We start from the raw sequence: 18,920 nt of genomic DNA on the forward strand, positions 1-18,920 counted from the left end.
AAGCTGCAAATCAACGGTCCCCGTGCCAGGAGTTCCACAGCGCGGCATAGGGGCCCTGGGCATCGACCAGCTCGTCGTGACCGCCCAGCTCGACGATCCGGCCGTCCTCCACCACCGCGATCACGTCCGCGTCGTGCGCGGTGTGCAGGCGGTGCGCGATCGCGACCACGGTCCGGCCCTCGAGAACGCCGGCCAGTGACCGCTCCAGGTGCCGGGCGGCCCGCGGGTCCATCAACGAGGTCGCCTCGTCGAGGACCAGGGTGTGCGGGTCGGCCAGCACGAGCCGGGCCAGGGCGACCTGCTGAGCCTGCGCCGGCGTCAGCGTGACGCCACCGGAGCCCACCTCGGTGTCCAGACCGTCGTCGAATCCAGCAACCCAGCCGTCGGCGTCCACCGAGCGCAGTGCCGCCCACAGCTCCTCGTCCGCCGCGGCCGGCCGCGCCAGCCGCAGGTTGTCGCGGACACTGCCGACGAACACGTGGTGCTCTTGGTTGACCAGGGCAACGTGAGTACGTACCTGCTCGGCCGACATCTTGTCGAGAGCCGCACCACCCAGGGTGATGTCACCGACCCGCGGCGAGTAGATCCCGGCCAGCAGCCGGCCCAGTGTCGACTTGCCGGCACCGGACGGGCCCACCAGCGCGACCCGTGCGCCCGGCTGCACGGTCAGCGTGACGCCGTGCAGCACGTCGCGCCCTTCGAGGTAGCCGAAGCGGACCTCGTCGGCCAGCACGGTCCGGCCCTCCGGCTCGCGCTCCTCACCGAGCTGCTCGGTCTCGACCTCGCGCACCCCGACCAGCCGGGCCAGCGACACCTGCGCCACCTGGAGCTCGTCGTACCAGCGGATCATCATGTTGACCGGCTCGACCAGCATCTGGATGTACAGCGCGCTCGTGGTGAGCGCACCGACGGTCATCCAGCCCTGCAGCGCGAAGCCGCCGCCGATCACCAGCACCGCGGCCAGTGCGACCGTGTGCGTCATGTTGATCACCGGGAACAGGATCATCCGCAGGTAGAGCGTGTAGCGCTCCCACGCGACCCACTGCCCGATCCGGGTGTCGCCCAGACCGATCCGGCGGGCGCCGAGCCGGTGCGACTCGACGGTCCGGCCGGCGTCCACGGTCTCGGCCAGCGCCGAGGCGACCGCGGCGTACCCGGCGGCCTCGGAGCGATAGGCCTGCGGTGCCCGGCGGAAGTACCACCGGCCGCCGATGATCAGGATCGGCGCCGCGATCACCACAGCCACCGCGAGCGGCGGTGCGGTGACGATCAGTGCGCCGATCAGCAGTCCGGCCCACAGTACGGCGATGGTCAGCTGCGGTACGGCGTCCCGCATGGCATGCGAGAGCCGATCGATGTCGGTGGTGATCCGGGACAGCAGGTCACCGGTACCGGCGCGCTCCAGCACACCAGGCGGCAGACCCACGGACCGGACCAGGAAGTCCTCGCGCAGATCCGCGAGCATCTCCTCACCGAGCACCGCACCACGCAGTCTGGTCAGCCGGACGAACACCGTCTGGACCAGCAGGGCGAGGGTGAATCCCAGCACCACATAGGGAAGGTCGACGTCCTGCTGGCCCTGTGACAGCTTCTCGACCACGTTGCCGAGCAGCCAGGGACCGACCATGCCGCTCAGTGCCGCCACTGCGTTCACCGCGGTCAACCAGCCGAACGCTCGGCGGTGTCTGCGGAACAGCGTCTTCACATAGGCGCGCACAGTTGCACTACTTGCCACCGGCAACCGGACCACTTCCTGTGGCGCCGCCGGGTCGTACAGAGGGGGCTTCACACCGACTCCTCGAGAGTTGGCTCTTCTTCACGGGTGACGACCGCGCGGTACCGCGGGTTGGTGTGCACCAGCTCGTGGTGCGTTCCGACTGCGGCCACACGCCCGTCCGGCACGAACACCACCCGGTCCGCGCGATCCAGCATCAGCGGGCTGGACGTGAACACCACGGTGGTGCGTCCGGCCCGCAGCAGGCGGAGTCCGTCGGCAATACGGGCCTCGGTGTGCGCGTCGACCGCACTGGTCGGCTCATCGAGCACCAGCACCTGCGGATCGACGTACAGCGAGCGGGCGAGTGCGATGCGCTGCCGCTGTCCACCGGACAGCGAGCGACCGCGCTCGGTCAGTACGGCGTGCATCGCGTCCGTCTCACCGGCCGGCAGGCTCTGGCGCAGTACGTCGAGGATGTCCGCACACTGTGCTGCCTCCAGCGCAGTCTCCGGAGAGACCGCACCACTAGCCGGTACGTCGAACAGCTCGCGGACCGTGCCCGACAACAGCACCGGGTCCTTGTCCTGCACCAGCACGACCGTGCGCGCCGAATCGAGCGGCAGGTCGTCCAGCCCAACACCGCCCAGCTGGACCGACGCCTCGTCCGGCTCGGCCGTCGGACTGTGTCCGCCGAGGCGGTCGGCCAGCAGGCCGCCCGCATCCGGGTTGCCGGACACCACCGCGGTGAACGAACCAGCCGGCACCTGCAGCCCGGAGATCGGGTCGAACAGGTCACCTTCCGGCAGCTGCGCAGCGGCCGTGCCCATCGTGTCGTCGGTACGGCGCAGCGACAGCACTCGCGCCGCGCGCTTGGCCGACACCTTCGAGAAGATGAACGCGTTCGCCGTCTCCTCAAACGTGTGCAGCGGCACCAGCAGGAACGTGATGAACCCGTACGTCGTGACCAGCTCACCGACCGTGATCCGGCCGGCCGACACCATCCGCACGCCCATCCACACGATCAGCACCAGGAACAGGCCGAACAGCAGCACCTGCAGTGCGGCGATCAGCGACCACATCCGCGCGCTGCGGACCGCGCTGGCCCGGTATTCCTGAGAGGCCGCGCGATAGCGGTCCAGGAACAGCTGCTCACCGCCGATACCGCGCAGCACTCGCAGACCGGCCACGGTGTCCGCGGCCAGCTCGGTCGCACGACCACCCTTGGCGCGCTGCGCGTCCGCACGCCGCTCGGCCGGGCCCATCAGCGGCACGATCGAGAACGCCAGCACCGGTACGGCGACGGCCACCACCAGACCGAGCTGCGGCTCGTAGAACAGCAGCCCGATGACCACGGCGAACGAGGTCAGCAGCGCGGCTGTGAACCGGCCGAGCACCTCGACGAACCAGCCGATCTTCTCGACGTCGCCGCTGCTCACCGCCACCACCTCGCCGGCCGCGATCCGCCGGGTGAGCAGCGAGCCCAGCTCCGACGCCTTGCGCATCAGCAGTTGCTGCAGGCGCGACGCCGTACTGATCCAGTTGGAGACCACCGCGCGGTGGAAGTACGAGTCGGCGCCGGCCTTGGCCGCGCCGAAGACGAGCAGCAGCACGCCGGACAGAATCAATTTCGGCCAGGACCGATCGATCACGGCCTGCACAGCCAGGCCGACCGCGATCGGCGAGGCGGCGATCCCACCGAAGAACACCAGGCCCCAGAAGATGGCGAGCGCCTGCCCGCGGAGCTGCTGATGCTCGAGCCAGAGAATGAGTCGGAGACCGGACCGGGTGTCTGGCACACCTGGGTCGGCGAACGGAATGAGGCGCAAAGACATGACGTCCCACAGACGAAGACATAGAAGGGGGTAAGGGCACCTGACCAGGCGAATGGAACAAGCCTAGGCGGCCCCTCCGACAGTCCGTCAAACCCTTTTCGAGGGGTGGTCCTGCGCCTGCTGCACCCCGATCGCGACCCCGGCCTGGAACCGGGTGGCCGCGTTCAGCGTGGTCTGTACGCGCTGTACCCGTCTGCCGACCGTGCGCAGGCTGATCCCGAGCTGGCGGGCGATCGCCTGGTCGCCCATTCCCGCTGCCAGCAGGGCGATCAACGTCCGGTCGTCGTCCGGGTCCAGGCCGTCGGTGAGGTCGGGACTGAGCGGCAATGCAGTGGACCACACCTGCTCGAACAGGGCGATCAGCGCGTCGAGCAAAGCGCTCGGCCGGATCACCAGGAGGCCTTCGGTGACCGGGCGGCCGGTCCGCAGCGGCATCGTGGCGACCGCGTCGTCGAAGATCGACAGTCGCAGCGGTACGTCGCCGGCGACGCGCGCCTCCTCACCGATCGTCAGCGTCAGCCGCAAGACGTCGAGCCCCTGGACGTCGACCGCCTCGCGGCTGTAGACGATCCGGTGCCGCACTCCGCGGTGGATCGCGCCCACCTCCGGTTCGGTGTCCCCGAGCTCGAAAGGCTTCCCGTACGGCGGAGTCTCGAGCGCACGCAACTGATTCCGCGTGGTGGCATGAATCGCGCGCTGGAAGTGGGGCGCCTCGTCGCCGGGAACGAACTGCACGGGAACCTGCTGTTCCGGGTCCGGGGTTGCCCGATGCAACCGCTCCAGCTCCCGCACCCGCGCGGCGGCCCGGTCCAGCTCGAGCCGACGGTCGTCGAGCAGGCGCTGCAGTGCGAGCTCCGGCGGCACTGCCGTGTAGCGATCGTCGCTCCGGCGCACCAGTCGCCGGGAGACCAGCTGATCCAGCACCGCGCGTTCCGGGGTGTCCGGGTCGACCTGCAGTCCGGGGTTGGTCAGGACGCGCTCGTACAGCTCCTCCTGCGCAGCGTCGAGCCCCAGACTTTCCAGCACCCGCCCAGGCTATGTCTGATATCGGCCAATGGCCTATACCAGTCTCGGTCATGTCTTTACAGGCTTTCGGGCCCTCAGTGACGCTCCTAGCACCCGCTGTCGTGAGGAGCCGCCGATGTCCCGCCCTGCGCTGACCGTCCTGCTCGGAACCGCCCTGATCGCTGCCACCTTGACTGCGGCGGACGCGCAAGCTGTGACGCCACAGTCGGTTGCGGCGGCACTGCCGCAGGTGGCCGCACCGACCACTGTCACCCTGATCACCGGCGACAAGGTCACGCTGACCCCGGATCCGGATGGCACGAAGATCTCGATGGAAGCGGCGGTGCGGCCGAACGGCTACCGGCCGCTGCTGCGGATGACCGAGACCAACGGCCGGCGCGAGGTGGTGCCCGACGACGCCGGTCCGCTGATCGCGGCCGGCGTACTGGACCGGACGCTGTTCGACGTCTCGTACCTCGTCGAGAACGGGTACGGCGACAGTGCGGCCGAGCGGTTGCCGTTGATCACCCAGATGGCGTCGTCAGTGCCCGCGGCGAGGGTGCGTAGCCAGGCGGACGCCGTACCGGGGGCAACTCCGACTGCGCAGCTGGACAGTTTGCATGCGACGGCGGTCGACGTACCGAAGACTCAGACAGCGTCGTTCTGGGCGTCGCTCACTGCTGGGAAGGCCGCTGCGCGGTCGTTTCATCGGGGTGTGGCGAAGGTGTGGCTCGACCGCAAGGTGCGGGCCTCGCTGGACCAGAGCGTGCCGATGATCGGTGCACCGCAGGCGTGGGCGGCCGGGTACACCGGTAAGGGCGTGAAGGTCGCAGTTCTCGACACCGGCATCGATCTGAATCACCCGGACCTCAAGGGACAGGTGACCGCATCGAAGAACTTCACAGCGGACCCGGACGTCGTCGACGGCTTCGGGCATGGGACGCACGTCGCCTCGATCATCACCGGATCCGGTGCCGCTTCGGGCGGCAAGTACAAGGGCGTCGCGCCGGACGTCGAGCTGATGGTCGGCAAGGTACTCGACCACTCCGGCCTGGGGCTGGAGTCCGACGTCATCGCCGGGATGGAGTGGGCAGCCGCTCAGGGCGCGCGGGTGATCAACCTCAGCCTCGGCGGCGACGCGTACGCCGACGACTCGCAGGATCCCGGCGCGATCGCTGTGAACCAGCTGACCGCGTCGACCGGCGCACTGTTCGTGATCGCCGCCGGGAACAGGGGCCAGTACGGCGCCTCCACGGTCGGCAGCCCAGGTGTCGCCGAAGCGGCCCTGACCGTGGCCTCGGTCGACAAGAGCGACAAGCTGGCGTACTACTCCAGCCGTGGGCCGCTCCTGTCCACCAACAGGGTCAGCAAGCCGGACATCTCCGGACCGGGTTCGGACATCGTCGCCGCCCGGGCCGCCGGGACGGCCATGGGCGAACCGGTCGATGCCAACTACACGACCGCATCCGGTACGTCGATGGCCACGCCGCACGTGGCGGGTGCCGCCGCCATCTTGCTGCAAGAGCACCCGGACTGGTCCGGGCCGCAGCTCAAGGCAGCACTCATGAGCACCAGCAAGGACGACAAGTACGCCGTCTTCGAGCAAGGCGCTGGTCGCGTCGACATCGCCCGGGCAGTGAGCCAGCCGGTTGTCGGTGTGACCAGCGGCGTCGACTTCGGACGCGTTCTGGACAGCGAGCACGGCGATGTGGTCCGGCCGGTCACCTACCGGAACGACAGCTCGGCCGACGTCACGGTGAGCCTTACCGGCTCACTGCGGACGACGACTGGGGCTGACACGAGCGCAGCGCTGAGTGTTCCCGGACAGGTCGTCGTACCGGCTCGTGGAACTGCGACTGTGGACGTCACGCTGCATGCTGATGCGCTCGCCGGTGGGTTCTCGTCCGGAGTGGTGGTGGCGAGCGCGGACGGCGTACAGGTGCGGACGCCGGTGGCGCTGCGGAAGTCGCGGCAGACCTTCCCGGTGCACCTGTCGGTGAAGCTGTCGGCGCCGATGTACACCGACGCGTATGTCACGGCCTTCAACGCCGAGGACGCGACCGTGGCGGCTGTCTCGACGTACACCCGCTCCGGCGGCGACCGGACGAGCGGAGACGTGACGCTCGACCTGCCTCCGGGGCATTACTGGATCCGGGCCGGCGCTACCCGGCGGCAGCCGACCGAGCGGCTCGAGCGAGTCCTCTTCTCCGAACCCGATGTGACCGTGCAGGGCCCGACCGAGCTGGCGTTCGACGACAAGGACGCGACCCCGTTCCGGATGGCGACAGACGCGCCGACCCAGCCGCTGGGCGGTGGACTGATCGAGCAGCGCTACAACGCGGACAAGTCCAACGGGCGGATCATCACCGAGGAGTTCTCGCAGTACGGCGACGGTGATTACCTGGTCGCTCCGAACAAGGCGGTGTCGTCCGATGGCAGCTACCTGATCAACTTCATGAGCACGCGGGGCCAACCGCAGCTGCGGATGACGGTCGACTCGGCCAACGGCCGCGGTCTGTCCATGCTGCCCAACTACCCGGGCAACGCCGCCTTCAACAGCACCGCCCCACATCTCGACGGCACGTGGAAGAAGCTGCCGGTCGTGGATGTCGGCTGGTCGCTGGAGCCGGGTGAACTGGCCACTGTGCGCGGCAAGCTCGTCCTGATGTCCTTCAGTTCGGGACAGGGCGGTTGGGACTGCATTCTGAGTGGCGCGGACGTTGCGGCGCTCAAGGCGGCCGGTGCGGTCGGCGTACTGCAGGAGTCGATCGGCTACCAGTGCGAGCCGTACCCGTACCAGTTGGACACCGACGTGCTTCCGGTGGCGGCGGTCGACACCACTGAGGCAGGCAAGCTGCATGCGCTGCTGGGCAAGGGAACCGTCACCGTGACGCTGGTCGGCGTACCGGATGCGCCGACGCTCTACCACCTCTCCAAGGTGCTGACCAGCTTCCCGAAGTCGATGTCCTTCCAGGTGCACGACCGGGAGCTGGCCCGGATCAGGTCCAGCTACACGCCGGAATGGCAACCGGGTGGGTACGGCGCCAAGTCGCTCGCGGGTCAGCGGCTGAGCCGGGAGCAGCAACCGAATCTGTTCCAGTGGACGACCTACCTGACCAAGGTGCCGCTGACCAGGGAGGAACTGTTCGGTCCGATCGTCCCGGGTCAGCAGTGGATCAGGTCCGCCGGCACCGAGCGGGGCCTGGCGTCCGTGGAGGAGCGCCGGACGATCCTGCGGGCCGGCCGGATGCCGGACGAACGCTGGCTGGGCGCACCGCGCAGTATCGGAGCCTCCGACGTATCGGCGGCCGCGACCAACCTGCTGCACATGGGCTACTGCACTGCCTGCCGAGACGGTGACCGACTGGTCGTCGTACCGCAGTACGCGAACTCTGATCCGCTGGTGGTGCCGTCGCTGCGCGTGATCGGCGCCAAGGCCAAGCTGTACGCCGGCGACCAGGAAATCGCGGGAACGATGTTGCAGGGCGCCTATCCGGCCTTCAACCTGCCGTCTGCACCCGGACGGTACAAGCTGGTGCTGGACACCGACCTGAACGCCGCGCCGATGACGTCGTACCCGGACCTCTACCGGTACGGCGCGAAGCAGCACTCGGAGTGGACCTTCGGCTCGCAGTCCGTCAGTACGTCGGGCATGGGGAGCAGCACGTGTTACCAGGCGACCGTCTGTGCGCCGCAGCGGTTGCTGTACCTGCGCTACTCGGCACCGACCGACCAGAACAACAAGGTTGCCCATGGCGTCGTTCCGCTGCAGCTCAAGCCGTACTACGAGAGCTCTGCGAAGCCACAGACCGCGCTGTTCAAGACAGTGCGGGTCAGCGTGAGCTATGACGGTGGTCAGAGCTGGAAGGCCGTGGCAGGAGTCAACCTGCGCAGCGTCTACCAGGGATTTCTGCTGCCGCCGCGAGGTACGAAGACTGTGTCGCTGCGGGTGGAGGCGACGGATCAGGCCGGGAACACCGTGCTGCAGACGATCAGCGATCTTTTCGGGGTTCGCTGATTGGGCCGCTGTAGTGTCGGAGGCGTGGGCGAGCTGAGCCGCAGGCGTCGGGTACTGGTCCTTGGCATCTGCTGTTGCAGCTTGTTCATCGTGGGTCTCGACTCCACCATCGTGAATCTGGCGCTGCCGGCGATCCGCGCCGAGCTGGGCGCGTCGGTGACCGAGCTGCAGTGGACGATCGACGCTTACACGCTGGTGCTGGCCAGCCTGCTGATGGTGTCGGGTTCCACCGCGGACCGCATCGGGCGGCGGCGGACGTTCCAGGCCGGTCTGGTGCTCTTCGGCATCGGTTCGTTGCTCTGCGGAGTCGCGTCGACGGTCGAGTTGCTGATTGTCTTCCGGATGCTGCAGGCGGTCGGTGGCTCGATGCTGAATCCGGTGGCGATGTCGATCATCACCAACACGTTCACAGATCCTCGGGAGCGGGCGCAGGCGATCGGCGTCTGGGGCGGCGTCGTCGGCCTCAGCATGGCGGTCGGTCCGGTCGTGGGCGGTGCACTGGTCGACGGCGTGGGCTGGCGGTTCATCTTCTGGATGAACGTGCCGGTGACGCTACTGGCCGTCGTACTGGCTGCGTTGTTCGTGCCTGAGTCGCGGTCGCTCGTGCCACGCCGGATGGATCCGGTGGGGCAGGTGCTGGTCGTGGTGCTGCTGGGTGGACTGATCTACGGGATCATCGAGGGCCGTGAGGCGGGGTGGACGTCGCCGCTGATCCTGGCGTGCTTCGGAGTGACGGTGGCGGCTCTGGTGGCGCTGGTGCTCTATGAGCAGCGGAGGGAGCAGCCGCTGCTCGAACCTCGGTTCTTTCGCAGTGCGCCGTTCTCCGGGGCCACACTGATCGCAGTGGCGGGCTTTGCCGCGCTCTCCGGGTTTCTGTTCCTCAACTCGCTCTATCTGCAGTCAGTGCGTGGGTACTCCGCTCTGCATGCCGGACTGCTGACTCTGCCGATGGCTGCGATGACGGTGGTCTTCGCACCCATCTCCGGCTGGCTGGTCGGGCACCGCGGACCGCGACTGCCGCTGGCTGTGGCCGGGACGATGCTGGCGGCGTCCGGGCTGATCCTGTCTCGGCTGACCGACTCGACAACCGTTGTGGTGCTGGCGATCGGGTATCTGGTCTTCGGTATCGGTTTCGGCATGCTCAACGCGCCCATCACGAATGCGGCGGTGTCTGGCATGCCACGGGCGCAGGCCGGTGTTGCGGCCGCTGTCGCGTCTACCAGTCGTCAGGTTGGCGCATCGCTCGGTGTGGCGATCGCGGGCACGGTTCTATCGGCACGGCTGGTCGGTCCGCTGGAGAGCGGGTTCGTCTCGGCTGCTCGGCTCTTCTGGTATCTGGTCGTCGGTTGTGGGCTGCTGGTGCTCGCGCTCGGTCTGATCACCACTGGTGCCTGGGCTCGCCGTACTGCGGCGGCGCTCAAGCTTCCGTGATGCCGGCCTTGATGAGTGCCCTGAGCCGACCCCGGAGGATCTTCTGCCGGCGGTCCTCCTCCGGGAACAGGTCGACGTACGCCGAACCGCGAGCAGCGAGCAGGTCGTCGTCCAAGCGTCGTACGGTGCCGGCCGGGAACTTGTGCGTCATCGCTGCCTGAACGGCGGTGCTGTCGATGTCGGAGAGCAGCTCGGTGAGCTCCTCCTCCGTGCTGACGCCCAGGCGGGCCAGGATGCCGAGGATCCACGCGTAGTGGTTCGTCTTCGCATGCGGGGCGTCCGGGTACCGGCGGGTCAGGTACGTCGTGAGGGTGGCCGGGGTGAGGTCGCGCGGTGCCTTGTCCGTTTCGGCTGCCGCCAGCTCCCGATACAGCCGGTCGATCTCGGTGAACTCGTTGTCGACCAGCTCCATCAGCGCGGCCGCCAGCAGGAACCGCCGGTCGAACTCCGGCTTGCGGTCCGGCGGGATGTCCAGCTTGTACCGGATGTCGTGCTCGAACTCGGCCCACGCGTGCTGAACCGCGGTCCGGACCTGGATCTCCATCGTCAGGTTCTTCAGTACGGCGTACTCCGGGAGCTCGCGCCGGTGCGCGTTCAGCCGGACCAGGTAGTGCTTGCTGGCGTAGCCGAACACGCCCTGCGCCCGCGTGTGCGCCCCCATGTCGGTGTGCTCGACGACCTCGAACTCCTCCTCGATCACCTCGCACACCCGCTCCACCGCCTCGACCAGGAACGTGATCACCCGAGCCGCCACCAGGTCGGTGATCTGCTCCAGCGGCTGGTCGTACTTCGGGCGGTTCGGATCGTCCGGGTGCGGTTTGGCCGCTTTGGCCAGGAACGACTCCGGGTCCTTGGCGCGCGCGGTCGCGGTGAGGTAGTTGATGCCCTCTTCCTCACCGATCAGCTCGTTGATCAGCGACTCGAGCTTGCGCGCGCCCCCGACGTACTGCTGGTGCACGCGCTCGTACACCGCTGCCGCCTGCTCAGCCCACTCCAGCCGCCCGATCATGCGGGAACGATAGTGCTCTTCGGGTCGCTCAGGGTGTCTATCGCTGTCTAGTGTTTCCGCTAGAAAGCTGTAGAGAGCGGTCGCGACACGCTCTCGTTGTTGATTGGTCAATCTACGGAAAACGCTAGACGGGCTCATACAGTGGCAGCATGGATCCGATCCGGAATCCCTATGCGCCCGGCGCCGGTCAGCGGCCGCCTGAGCTGGCCGGACGCGACACCGAGGTGCGGCAGTTCGAGGTCGTGCTCGAGCGGGTCGCGGCAGGCAGGCCGGAGCGGAGCCTCGTGCTCAGCGGGCTCCGTGGGGTCGGAAAGACAGTGCTGCTCAACACGCTGCGCAGCCAGGCGATCAAGCGAGCCTGGGGCACGGGCAAGATCGAGGCTCGCCCGGACCAGAGCATCCGGCTGCCCGTTGCGCAGGCCCTGCACACGGCGATGCGCGAACTGGGACACCGGCACCGGGACGACGATCGGGTCGACCAGTTCAGCGCCGTACTGAAGGCATTTGCGCTGCGGACCGATGTGAACGACCGCAAGGGCATCCGGTGGCATCCGCCTGTTGATGTGGCCGCGGCCAAGGGACGTGCGGACTCCGGTGACCTCGAGATGGATCTGATCGAGCTGTTCACCGATGCGGCTGACCTGGCGGGTGATTTGTCGGTCGGGGTCGGACTGTTCATCGACGAGATGCAGGACATCAGCTCCGATGACCTGTCCGCACTGTGCGCCGCCTGCCATGAGATCTCACAGCAGAGTGCACCCATGGTGGTGGTCGGCGCCGGGCTGCCGCATCTGCCCGCCGTACTGTCTGCCAGCAAGTCGTACTCCGAGCGCCTCTTCCGGTACGTGCGGGTCGACCGCCTCGCGCGCGAAGCCTGCGACCGCGCGCTGATGATCCCCGCCGAGAGCGAAGGCGTGCAGTACGACGCCGAGGCCCTCGACGAGCTCTACGCCCAGACCGACGGCTACCCGTACTTCGTCCAAGCCTTCGCCCACGCCACCTGGGACCACGCCCCCACCTCACCCATCACCATCAAAGACGTCGCCGTAGCCGCCCCCGAAGCCTCCGCCGAACTCACCGTCGGCTTCTTCGGCTCCCGCTACGAACGCGCCACCCCCGCCGAACGCGAGTACATGCGCGCGATGGCCGAACTAGGCATAGCCGCCGACGACGGCTCCGTGCCCACCGCCGAAGTAGCCACCACCCTCAACCGCAAACCCCAATCCCTCTCCCCAGCCCGAGACGGTCTCATCAAAAAAGGCCTCGTCTTCTCCGCCGAACGCGGCACCGTAGCCTTCACCGTCCCCCACTTCGGCAAATTCCTCCGCACCCGCACTGCCTGAAACGCTGAGGCGGGCCTTTTGAGGTGGGCGCGGGAGTCTGTAGGGTGAATCGGCATGACCACGGGACGGACTGGCCAGCGTGCTGGGGTGTCCGTGCGTGGGCGGCACAGTCGGAAGAAGTCGCATCGGGTGCAGTGGTTCTCGGTGACGGCGCTGGCGGTGCTGGGGACTGTGATGGTGGTGCATCCGGATGTGACCGGGCGGCGGAGTTTGGCTGCTGAGGTTGTTGCGGGAGCAGAGACTCCGGTGGCGCAGCCCGTGGTGCCTACTCCGGTGGTGGTGCCGACGCCTTCGACGCATCTGACGACTCCGTTGCGGCCGGCACCTACGTTGACTCGGCAGCCGAAGGGCGCGAAGCCGAATGTGACGGTGTCGAGCGGGAAGCTGAGTGTCGTGCCGGGGTCGGACAAGGCGACCGGGGTGCGGGACAAGCTGACGTACCGGGTGGAGATCGAGCAGGGGCTGTCGTTGAACGCGGCGGCGGTGGCGGCGAGCATTCACAAGACGCTGACCGATCCGCGCGGATGGCAGGCGGTGCATCCGGTGAGCTTCGAGCGGACCGACACGGGTGACGTGGATCTGCGCATCATCGTGGCGACGCCGACGCTGACCGACAAGCTGTGTCTGCCGCTCGACACCGGCGGTGAGGTGTCCTGCCGGGTCGAGGACCGGGTCGTGCTGAACGCCAAGCGCTGGATGTACGCCGTACCGGCGTACGGCGGGGATGTGGCGTTGTACCGCAACTACCTGGTGAACCACGAGGTCGGGCACGCGCTCGGGCACGGGCACTCGACGTGCACGAAGGCGCAGTCGCCGGCGCCGGTGATGATGCAGCAGACCAAGGGGCTCGGTGGTTGCCGGCCGAACGCGTGGCCGACGATCAAAGCGACCTGACCACCTCCCGTGAGAAGCTGAGTCCCGAGGGAGGGAGCAGCGATGTCGTCACAGGACTTCCCGACGTACGGGCGGGAGCCGGAGCGCCCGGAGCAGGGGCAACCCAGCGAAGAGCAGCACTTCGCGCCACCCACGCCGTACGGCGCCGGCACGTACGCCGGCGGTGGTCAGCCACTGCCGCCCGCCCCCTATGCGCCCGCGCAGCCCTATGGCTCCCAGCCAGGTCAGTACGGCGGTCCGCCGACCGACCCGGCGCAGCCACCGAGCTATCGGCCGGGCCACCCGTACGGCGCTCCCGTGGACCCGCATCCGGCCGCCTTCCCGACGTACGGGCGTAAGGAGCCTTTCGCCGACCGTGATCCACGCGCGGCCAAGGTGGTGCTGCTGGCGACGATCATCGCGGCGGTCTACGGACTGATGGCGGTGACGATCCAGCGGGTCTCGATCCGGGAGATCACCCAGGCTCCGGGCTCACCGCTCAACCACCCGCTGCGCACCGACGTGATCGACGCACTGGGGCAGCTGCTGATCGTTCTGGTCGGTCTGGCCGCGCTGGTGCTCTGGGCGCGCGACCTGTTGGCTCGGCGCAAGCTCGGACGCCAGCCGGACATCTACGAGCTCATCGGTGGCGGACTGGTCGGCGTCTCGCTGATTCCGCTGCTGATCTGGGCAGTCATGGTGCTGTCGACCGGCCTGGGGTCCGCCGACGACACTCTGGACCGGCTGCCGACGGCGTACGCCTGGGGTGGGTTCGGTCTGCTGATCCTGGCGGCCGGCTTCTTCCTCGGCTACCGCGAGCTCAAGCCGGATCTCGACACGGTAGTCCGGGCGGCACCGGGCCGCCCGCCCTGGGAGTGAGCGCCCCGGTAGTCCTGGTCCCGGGCCTCGGCCTCGGGCCGGAGTCGTACGCCCCCACGGTCGAGCACCTCTCGCTGCCGTACCAGGTGGTCACACTTCCCGGGTACGGCGAGCCTGCCGACGACCGTGATGATCTGCACCCGGGGGCGCTCGCTGCCCGGCTGGAGCAGAAGGTCCGAGAGCGCTCGGTGTTGGTCGGGCACTCCGCCGGCGCACAGATTGTCGTCGAACTGGCGGTCGCCCACCCGGAACTGGTGCACGCGCTGGTCCTGATCGCTCCGACCGGTGACGCGGGTACGGTCACCTGGCCCACGCTGGCGATGCGGTGGCTGGAGTCGACCTTGCCGGAGACTCCGCGGCTGATACCGGTGCTGGCGCCGCAGTACGCGCGGACAACGTTCCGCGCTATTGCCCGGGCCGCGGAGGCCTGTCGGCGACATGACATGGCTGGGGTGATCACCCGGGTCCAGGCGCCGGTGATCATCGTGCGCTGCCGCTACGACCACCTGTCGCCCGCCGACTGGGTCCTTCGGCTGGCGGAGCTCACCCACGGCGAGGCGCGGACGCTGGAGACGGGCTCGCACATGCCGGTGCTGACCAACGGCCCGGAGGTGGCCGCGCTCATCCAGCGAGCAGCCGCCGCGCGGCCCGGCGACTGACGCGTTATCGTTGACGCGGTAGCAAAACCTTTGCGGGAGCTCGCACCGAATGCGGGCTGAGAGGGCGACGTGACACCGGGTCGCCGACCGCCTGAACCTGACCGGGTAATGCCGGCGTAGGGATCGCAATGACTGACACTGCAATTCGCCCTGCCAACGAAGAAGCACCGCTGGTTCTCACCACGGATGCGCCACGGACGCTGGGGTTCCTGGACCAGTTCACACTCTGGGGCAACTTCGGCATCTCGCTGTTCGGTCCGGTCACCGGCGCGCTGGTCGCGGCGTACACGGGATCGTTGTGGCAGGGGCTGCTCGCGGTCGTCGTGGGCTGCGGGATCGGCGCGCTCGTGCTCGGCGGCGCGGCGGTCTTCGGTTCGCAGACCGGAGCGCCGGCGATGACCGCGCTGCGCGGAATCTTCGGTCGCCGCGGGTCGATGGCCCCCACCGTGCTCAACATCGCGCAGAACATCGGCTGGGCGACCATGGAGATCATCGTGATCTCGCAGGCCGCGGTCGCGGTGACGAGTGAGCGCTGGCGCTGGCTGTTCGTCGTACTGGCCGGGATCATCGCGACGACGATGGCGGTTCGCCCGCTGGGCAGCGTGAAGGTGCTGCGCAAGTTCATGGTCTGGCTGGTGTTGGTTGCCTCGGTCTACCTATTTGTGCAGGTGCTGAGCAAGCCGGTGCACGCGTTGCCGCAGGACAGCGTGTACGGCTTCTGGCCGGCCGTCGACCTCGCGGCCGCAGGCGTTGTTTCGTTCGCGCCGCTGGCCGCCGACTACACCCGGCACTCCCGCACCAACAAGGCGGCCTTCGGCGGCTCCGCGCTCGGCTACGGCCTGGCCGCGATCCTGTACTACGCCTTGGGCGTTTTCGCGGTCGCGACTCTGCAGACCAACAGCGAGGACGTGATCACGGCTCTGGTCACGTTGCCCGCCGGCGCGATCGCACTGTTCGTGCTGCTGGTGGACGAGGTCGACGAGGCCTACGCGAACGTCTACTCGACCACGATGGCCGCGCACAACCTGATCGGCCACGTCGACCGCCGCTGGATCTCGGTCGCGATCGGCGTCCTGGCCACCGGCCTCGCCCTCTTGGTTGACCTGGGCAACTACACCCAGTTCCTCTACCTGATCGGCTCGGTCTTCATCCCGCTCTTCGCCGTCGCCATTGCCGACTTCTTCCTGGTGAGCAAGATGAAGTGGGACGTCTCCAGTACGGCGAAGTTCCGCTGGCAGCCCGCGGTCGCCTGGCTGATCGGCTTCGTGGCGTACCAACTCGTCAACCCCGGCACGGTCGCCGGCTGGTCGCCGTTCTGGCTCGATGTCCAGGGCAAGCTCTTCGGCGGCCACGCCGTACCAGGCTGGCTGGGCGCGACGTACACAAGCATCATCGTGTCGATGGTCGCGGCGGTGCTGCTCGGCCGGGTCGGTCGCCGCCAGGCTGCCTGAGCAAGCTCAGCGGTATTCGGGGTTCTCGAAGTCGAAACGGCAGCCGGCGTCCCACTCGGAGCGCTGGTTGCCGTGGGCAGGGATGCCGCCGGCATCCTTCAGCATCCGGGCCAGGTGCAACAGGTTCCAGGTCATGAACGTCGTGTTCCGGTTGGTGAAGTCGTTGTCCGGGCCGCCCGAACCGGCGTCCAGGTACGACGGGCCGGGGCCGGCCTCGCCGATCCAGCCGGCGTCGGCCTGCGGTGGGATGGTGTACCCGAGGTGCTGCAGCGAATAGAGGATGTTCATCGCGCAGTGCTTGACCCCGTCCTCGTTGCCGGTGATCAGGCAGCCGCCGACCCGGCCGTAGTACGCGTACTGCCCGTGCTCGTTGAGGATCGAGGAGTTGGCGTACAGGCGCTCGATCACCTGCTTGGTGACGGAGCTGTTGTCACCGAGCCAGATCGGACCGGCGATCACCAGGATGTCGGCCGCCATCACCTGTTCCTGCAGCGCCGGCCACTCGTCGGTCGGCCAGCCGTGCTCGGTCATGTCCGGCCAGACACCGGTCGCAATGTCGTGGTCGACGGCCCGGATCACGTCGACCTGCACGCCCTGCTTACGCATGATCTGACCGCTCACCTCGATCAGGCCTTCGGTGTTGCTCACCGCCGGCGACCGCTTCAGGGTGCAGTTCACGAACAGGGCGTGCAGATCGTCGTACGTCGGCATGGTTGCTCCTCGGAGTGGGGAAATCCCGTCGGGACCACAGTGCGGCCGGGGGAAGCGATCGGACAGGGCCCGGCCCCCGATGGTTCGTCGGCCGTAATGTCACCGGACCCACTGGACAACTGACCTGGCGTAACCGCGATACTTGCGCCCATGCTCAACTCCGCACTGCGCAGCCGGGCCGAGTACGCCGAACTCGGCGTCGACGGTCTGGCCGCGCGGACCTCGCCCGAGCGGGACGCAGACATCGTCAAGGCCGTCGAAGAACTGCTCGAGGGCCGCGAATCGGTCCTCGACCTGTGTTGCGGCTACGGCCGGATCTCGCTGCCGCTGGCACGAGCCGGCAAGACCGTGCGCGGCCTCGACATCTCACCGAACCTGGTCGAGGCCGGCCGCGCCCGGGCGCTCGAGGAGGAGTTGGCGATCGACTGGGCGATCGGCTCGATGACCGATCTGCCCTATGCGTGGGACTCGTTCGACGCGGTGATCTGCCTGTGGACCGCGTTCCACGAGCTGTTCGCCGAGGACGAGCAGATCTCCACGATCTGCGAGATCTCCCGGGTGCTGAAGCCGGGCGGGATCGCGATCATCGAGGGTCCGTCCTGGGGACCGGCGACCGCCGGTGAGATCGCGATCGGGATGCGGCAGGGACCGGAGCACCGGATCGTCACCACCGAGCACGCCGACGGGCTGAGCAGCGTGCACTACATCCACGACGAGATCAGCTACGGCCGGCTCTGTGCCGCCGCGGGGATCGAAAACTACAAGGTCTACAAGCGCGAGTGGGGCGGCCGGCGCCGGCTCATCCTTGAGATCCACGCCTGAACGTTTAAACCCCGAAGAAATAGGAGCAGATCCCCACTCCACATTGGGGACCTGCTCCTGATTCCTTCAACTCTAAAGACATTCCCGCGGCTACGCGGAAACCATTCTTTTCTTTTCGAGCTCCAACAGATAGCGCTTCGCCTCGAGTCCGCCCGCGTAGCCGGTCAGCGCTCCGCTTCCGCCGATGATGCGGTGGCAGGGCAGCAGGACACACACGGGATTCGCGCCCAGCGCCGTACCGACGGCTCGGGCGGCCTTGGGCCGCTCGATCTCCCCGGCGAGCTGTCCGTAGGTCTTGGTGTGTCCATAGCTGGTGTGCGTGCGCAGGTCGCTCAGCACCAATTGCTGGAACGGCGTCGCGAGCGCGAGATCGACCTGCACGGTGAATTCCTGGCGCTCACCCCCGAGATATTCGTCCAGCTCCCGCCGTACGGCGTCCAGTGCGCGCGGCTGGCGGAGTACGCGCGGCGACACGGCACGCGCGAGCCGGCCGGTCATCGTCTCCTCGTCGCCGAACGAGCTAGCAACCACCCGGCCGTGTGCGACCGCCAGCAGCAGCGTGCCGATCGGGGTGTCGTGCAATGTGTAGGCGACGTCGGCGTCCGGCAGGACAGGCGGCTTCAAATCTGAGGTGCTGAACCGGGTGAGCCGGTCCTCCAGTGAGTTCATGAGTCAACTCCGAGGGTACGGCGCAGGGTCGCGAGAGCGTCGCTGACGAGTCGGCGCGAGGCTGCGGGGGTGGTCTCCAGTACGGCGGCCACTCCGTGGTGGTCGAGGTCGCCGACGTACTTGAGGGTGATGGCGTACCGCTGCCGCTCGGGCAGCCCGTTGACCGCCTGCCACAGCTCGGGATCCGGCCAGTCGGCGGCGTCCGGGCCGTCGACCGCGACCGGCGGTGCGTCGTCGAGCGGCCGTTGCGGCCGGCGGGCCCGGTGTACGTCCGTCGCACACCGGGCGGTGATGGTGAGCAGCCAGCTGCGCAGGTTCTTGGCCGAGGTCAGTCCGGGATAGGCGGCGAACGCCTTCTCCCACGCGCGTTGCGCCACGTCGTCGCCGTCCACAGGACCGGCCAGCGCGCGGGCCAGGCGGGCGACGTCCCGCCAGTGCGCGTCGACGAGAGCCTGGAACGGCGGCAGTTCGACAGTCACCATGCTCATTAAACGCAGCGGG

Annotated in this window: 15 protein-coding genes and 1 riboswitch; of the genes, 8 read left to right on the top strand and 7 right to left on the bottom strand. The window is 68.1% G+C overall.

Translation table 11 applies throughout. The annotated features are described in order from the left end of the window. Positions 1-10: 10 nt before the first annotated feature. From ABZS29_RS11205 to ABZS29_RS11215, 3 genes are all read right to left on the bottom strand, one after another. A complete protein-coding gene (locus tag ABZS29_RS11205; RefSeq protein WP_355460716.1) occupies positions 11-1,789 on the bottom strand; it encodes an ABC transporter ATP-binding protein in 1,779 nt (592 codons plus the stop codon). After that, positions 1,786-3,549, bottom strand: coding sequence for an ABC transporter ATP-binding protein (locus ABZS29_RS11210; protein ID WP_355460717.1), 1,764 nt, complete (start codon positions 3,547-3,549; stop codon positions 1,786-1,788). The genes ABZS29_RS11205 and ABZS29_RS11210 overlap by 4 nt, the downstream gene beginning before the upstream one ends. A gap of 87 nt (positions 3,550-3,636) precedes the next feature. Then, positions 3,637-4,575: a helix-turn-helix domain-containing protein gene (locus ABZS29_RS11215; protein ID WP_355460719.1), complete on the bottom strand. Its 939-nt coding sequence runs from the start codon at positions 4,573-4,575 to the stop codon at positions 3,637-3,639. A 115-nt stretch (positions 4,576-4,690) separates the two neighbouring features. Between ABZS29_RS11215 and ABZS29_RS11220 the strand changes: the two genes are divergently transcribed. Both ABZS29_RS11220 and ABZS29_RS11225 read left to right on the top strand, forming a co-directional pair. After that, the gene (locus ABZS29_RS11220) at positions 4,691-8,572 is read left to right on the top strand and encodes a S8 family peptidase (RefSeq protein WP_355460721.1); all 3,882 of its coding nucleotides are present in this window, start codon (positions 4,691-4,693) and stop codon (positions 8,570-8,572) included. 24 nt (positions 8,573-8,596) lie between these two features. Beyond that, a complete protein-coding gene (locus ABZS29_RS11225) occupies positions 8,597-10,003 on the top strand; it encodes a DHA2 family efflux MFS transporter permease subunit (protein WP_355460722.1) in 1,407 nt (468 codons plus the stop codon). Here ABZS29_RS11225 and ABZS29_RS11230 read toward each other — a convergent pair. Then, positions 9,990-11,012, bottom strand: coding sequence for a (p)ppGpp synthetase (locus ABZS29_RS11230; RefSeq protein WP_355460724.1), 1,023 nt, complete (start codon positions 11,010-11,012; stop codon positions 9,990-9,992). The two genes, ABZS29_RS11225 and ABZS29_RS11230, sit on opposite strands and share 14 nt — an antisense overlap. 149 nt (positions 11,013-11,161) lie before the next feature. Between ABZS29_RS11230 and ABZS29_RS11235 the strand changes: the two genes are divergently transcribed. The 5 genes from ABZS29_RS11235 to ABZS29_RS11255 all read left to right on the top strand — a co-directional run bounded on the left by ABZS29_RS11235 (position 11,162) and on the right by ABZS29_RS11255 (position 16,217). Continuing rightward, positions 11,162-12,355, top strand: coding sequence for an ATP-binding protein (locus ABZS29_RS11235; RefSeq protein ID WP_355460725.1), 1,194 nt, complete (start codon positions 11,162-11,164; stop codon positions 12,353-12,355). Positions 12,356-12,409: 54 nt separating this feature from the next. Further along, positions 12,410-13,249, top strand: coding sequence for a DUF3152 domain-containing protein (locus ABZS29_RS11240; RefSeq protein ID WP_355460726.1), 840 nt, complete (start codon positions 12,410-12,412; stop codon positions 13,247-13,249). A 42-nt stretch (positions 13,250-13,291) separates the two neighbouring features. Next, a complete protein-coding gene (locus ABZS29_RS11245; RefSeq protein ID WP_355460728.1) occupies positions 13,292-14,107 on the top strand; it encodes a hypothetical protein in 816 nt (271 codons plus the stop codon). Further along, positions 14,104-14,766, top strand: coding sequence for an alpha/beta hydrolase (locus ABZS29_RS11250; RefSeq protein ID WP_355460729.1), 663 nt, complete (start codon positions 14,104-14,106; stop codon positions 14,764-14,766). Before ABZS29_RS11245 ends, ABZS29_RS11250 begins: the two co-directional genes overlap by 4 nt. 22 nt (positions 14,767-14,788) lie before the next feature. Beyond that, positions 14,789-14,906: riboswitch (TPP riboswitch) on the top strand. Further along, entirely contained in the window at positions 14,895-16,217 is a 1,323-nt protein-coding gene (locus ABZS29_RS11255; RefSeq protein ID WP_355460730.1) for a cytosine permease, read from the top strand. Its footprint overlaps the riboswitch before it by 12 nt. Before the next feature lie 6 nt (positions 16,218-16,223). Here ABZS29_RS11255 and ABZS29_RS11260 read toward each other — a convergent pair whose 3' ends face one another. Beyond that, complete coding sequence (locus ABZS29_RS11260) at positions 16,224-16,928, bottom strand: flavodoxin family protein (RefSeq protein WP_355460732.1); 705 nt, start codon at positions 16,926-16,928, stop codon at positions 16,224-16,226. A 150-nt stretch (positions 16,929-17,078) separates the two neighbouring features. Between ABZS29_RS11260 and ABZS29_RS11265 the strand changes: the two genes are divergently transcribed. Next, complete coding sequence (locus tag ABZS29_RS11265; RefSeq protein ID WP_355460734.1) at positions 17,079-17,750, top strand: methyltransferase domain-containing protein; 672 nt, start codon at positions 17,079-17,081, stop codon at positions 17,748-17,750. 90 nt (positions 17,751-17,840) lie between these two features. Here ABZS29_RS11265 and ABZS29_RS11270 read toward each other — a convergent pair whose 3' ends face one another. Beyond that, complete coding sequence (locus ABZS29_RS11270) at positions 17,841-18,419, bottom strand: methylated-DNA--[protein]-cysteine S-methyltransferase (protein WP_355460736.1); 579 nt, start codon at positions 18,417-18,419, stop codon at positions 17,841-17,843. Beyond that, complete coding sequence (locus tag ABZS29_RS11275; RefSeq protein WP_355460737.1) at positions 18,416-18,898, bottom strand: sigma-70 family RNA polymerase sigma factor; 483 nt, start codon at positions 18,896-18,898, stop codon at positions 18,416-18,418. The genes ABZS29_RS11270 and ABZS29_RS11275 overlap by 4 nt, the downstream gene beginning before the upstream one ends. Between the last annotated feature and the right edge of the window lie 22 nt (positions 18,899-18,920).

It is taken from the genome of Kribbella sp. NPDC005582 (genome assembly GCF_040605415.1).
GTDB lineage: Bacteria > Actinomycetota > Actinomycetes > Propionibacteriales > Kribbellaceae > Kribbella.

Excerpts from the sequence above, each read along its gene's own strand:
- ABZS29_RS11265 (WP_355460734.1), top strand. The coding sequence starts at position 17,079 with ATGCTCAACTCCGCACTGCGCAGCCGGGCCGAGTACGCCGAACTCGGC.
- ABZS29_RS11230 (WP_355460724.1), bottom strand. The coding sequence starts at position 11,012 with ATGATCGGGCGGCTGGAGTGGGCTGAGCAGGCGGCAGCGGTGTACGAG.
- ABZS29_RS11260 (WP_355460732.1), bottom strand. The coding sequence starts at position 16,928 with ATGCCGACGTACGACGATCTGCACGCCCTGTTCGTGAACTGCACCCTG.
- ABZS29_RS11240 (WP_355460726.1), top strand. The coding sequence starts at position 12,410 with ATGACCACGGGACGGACTGGCCAGCGTGCTGGGGTGTCCGTGCGTGGG.
- ABZS29_RS11220 (WP_355460721.1), top strand. The coding sequence starts at position 4,691 with ATGTCCCGCCCTGCGCTGACCGTCCTGCTCGGAACCGCCCTGATCGCT.
- ABZS29_RS11210 (WP_355460717.1), bottom strand. The coding sequence starts at position 3,549 with ATGTCTTTGCGCCTCATTCCGTTCGCCGACCCAGGTGTGCCAGACACC.
- ABZS29_RS11245 (WP_355460728.1), top strand. The coding sequence starts at position 13,292 with ATGTCGTCACAGGACTTCCCGACGTACGGGCGGGAGCCGGAGCGCCCG.
- ABZS29_RS11270 (WP_355460736.1), bottom strand. The coding sequence starts at position 18,419 with ATGAACTCACTGGAGGACCGGCTCACCCGGTTCAGCACCTCAGATTTG.
- ABZS29_RS11235 (WP_355460725.1), top strand. The coding sequence starts at position 11,162 with ATGGATCCGATCCGGAATCCCTATGCGCCCGGCGCCGGTCAGCGGCCG.
- ABZS29_RS11255 (WP_355460730.1), top strand. The coding sequence starts at position 14,895 with ATGACTGACACTGCAATTCGCCCTGCCAACGAAGAAGCACCGCTGGTT.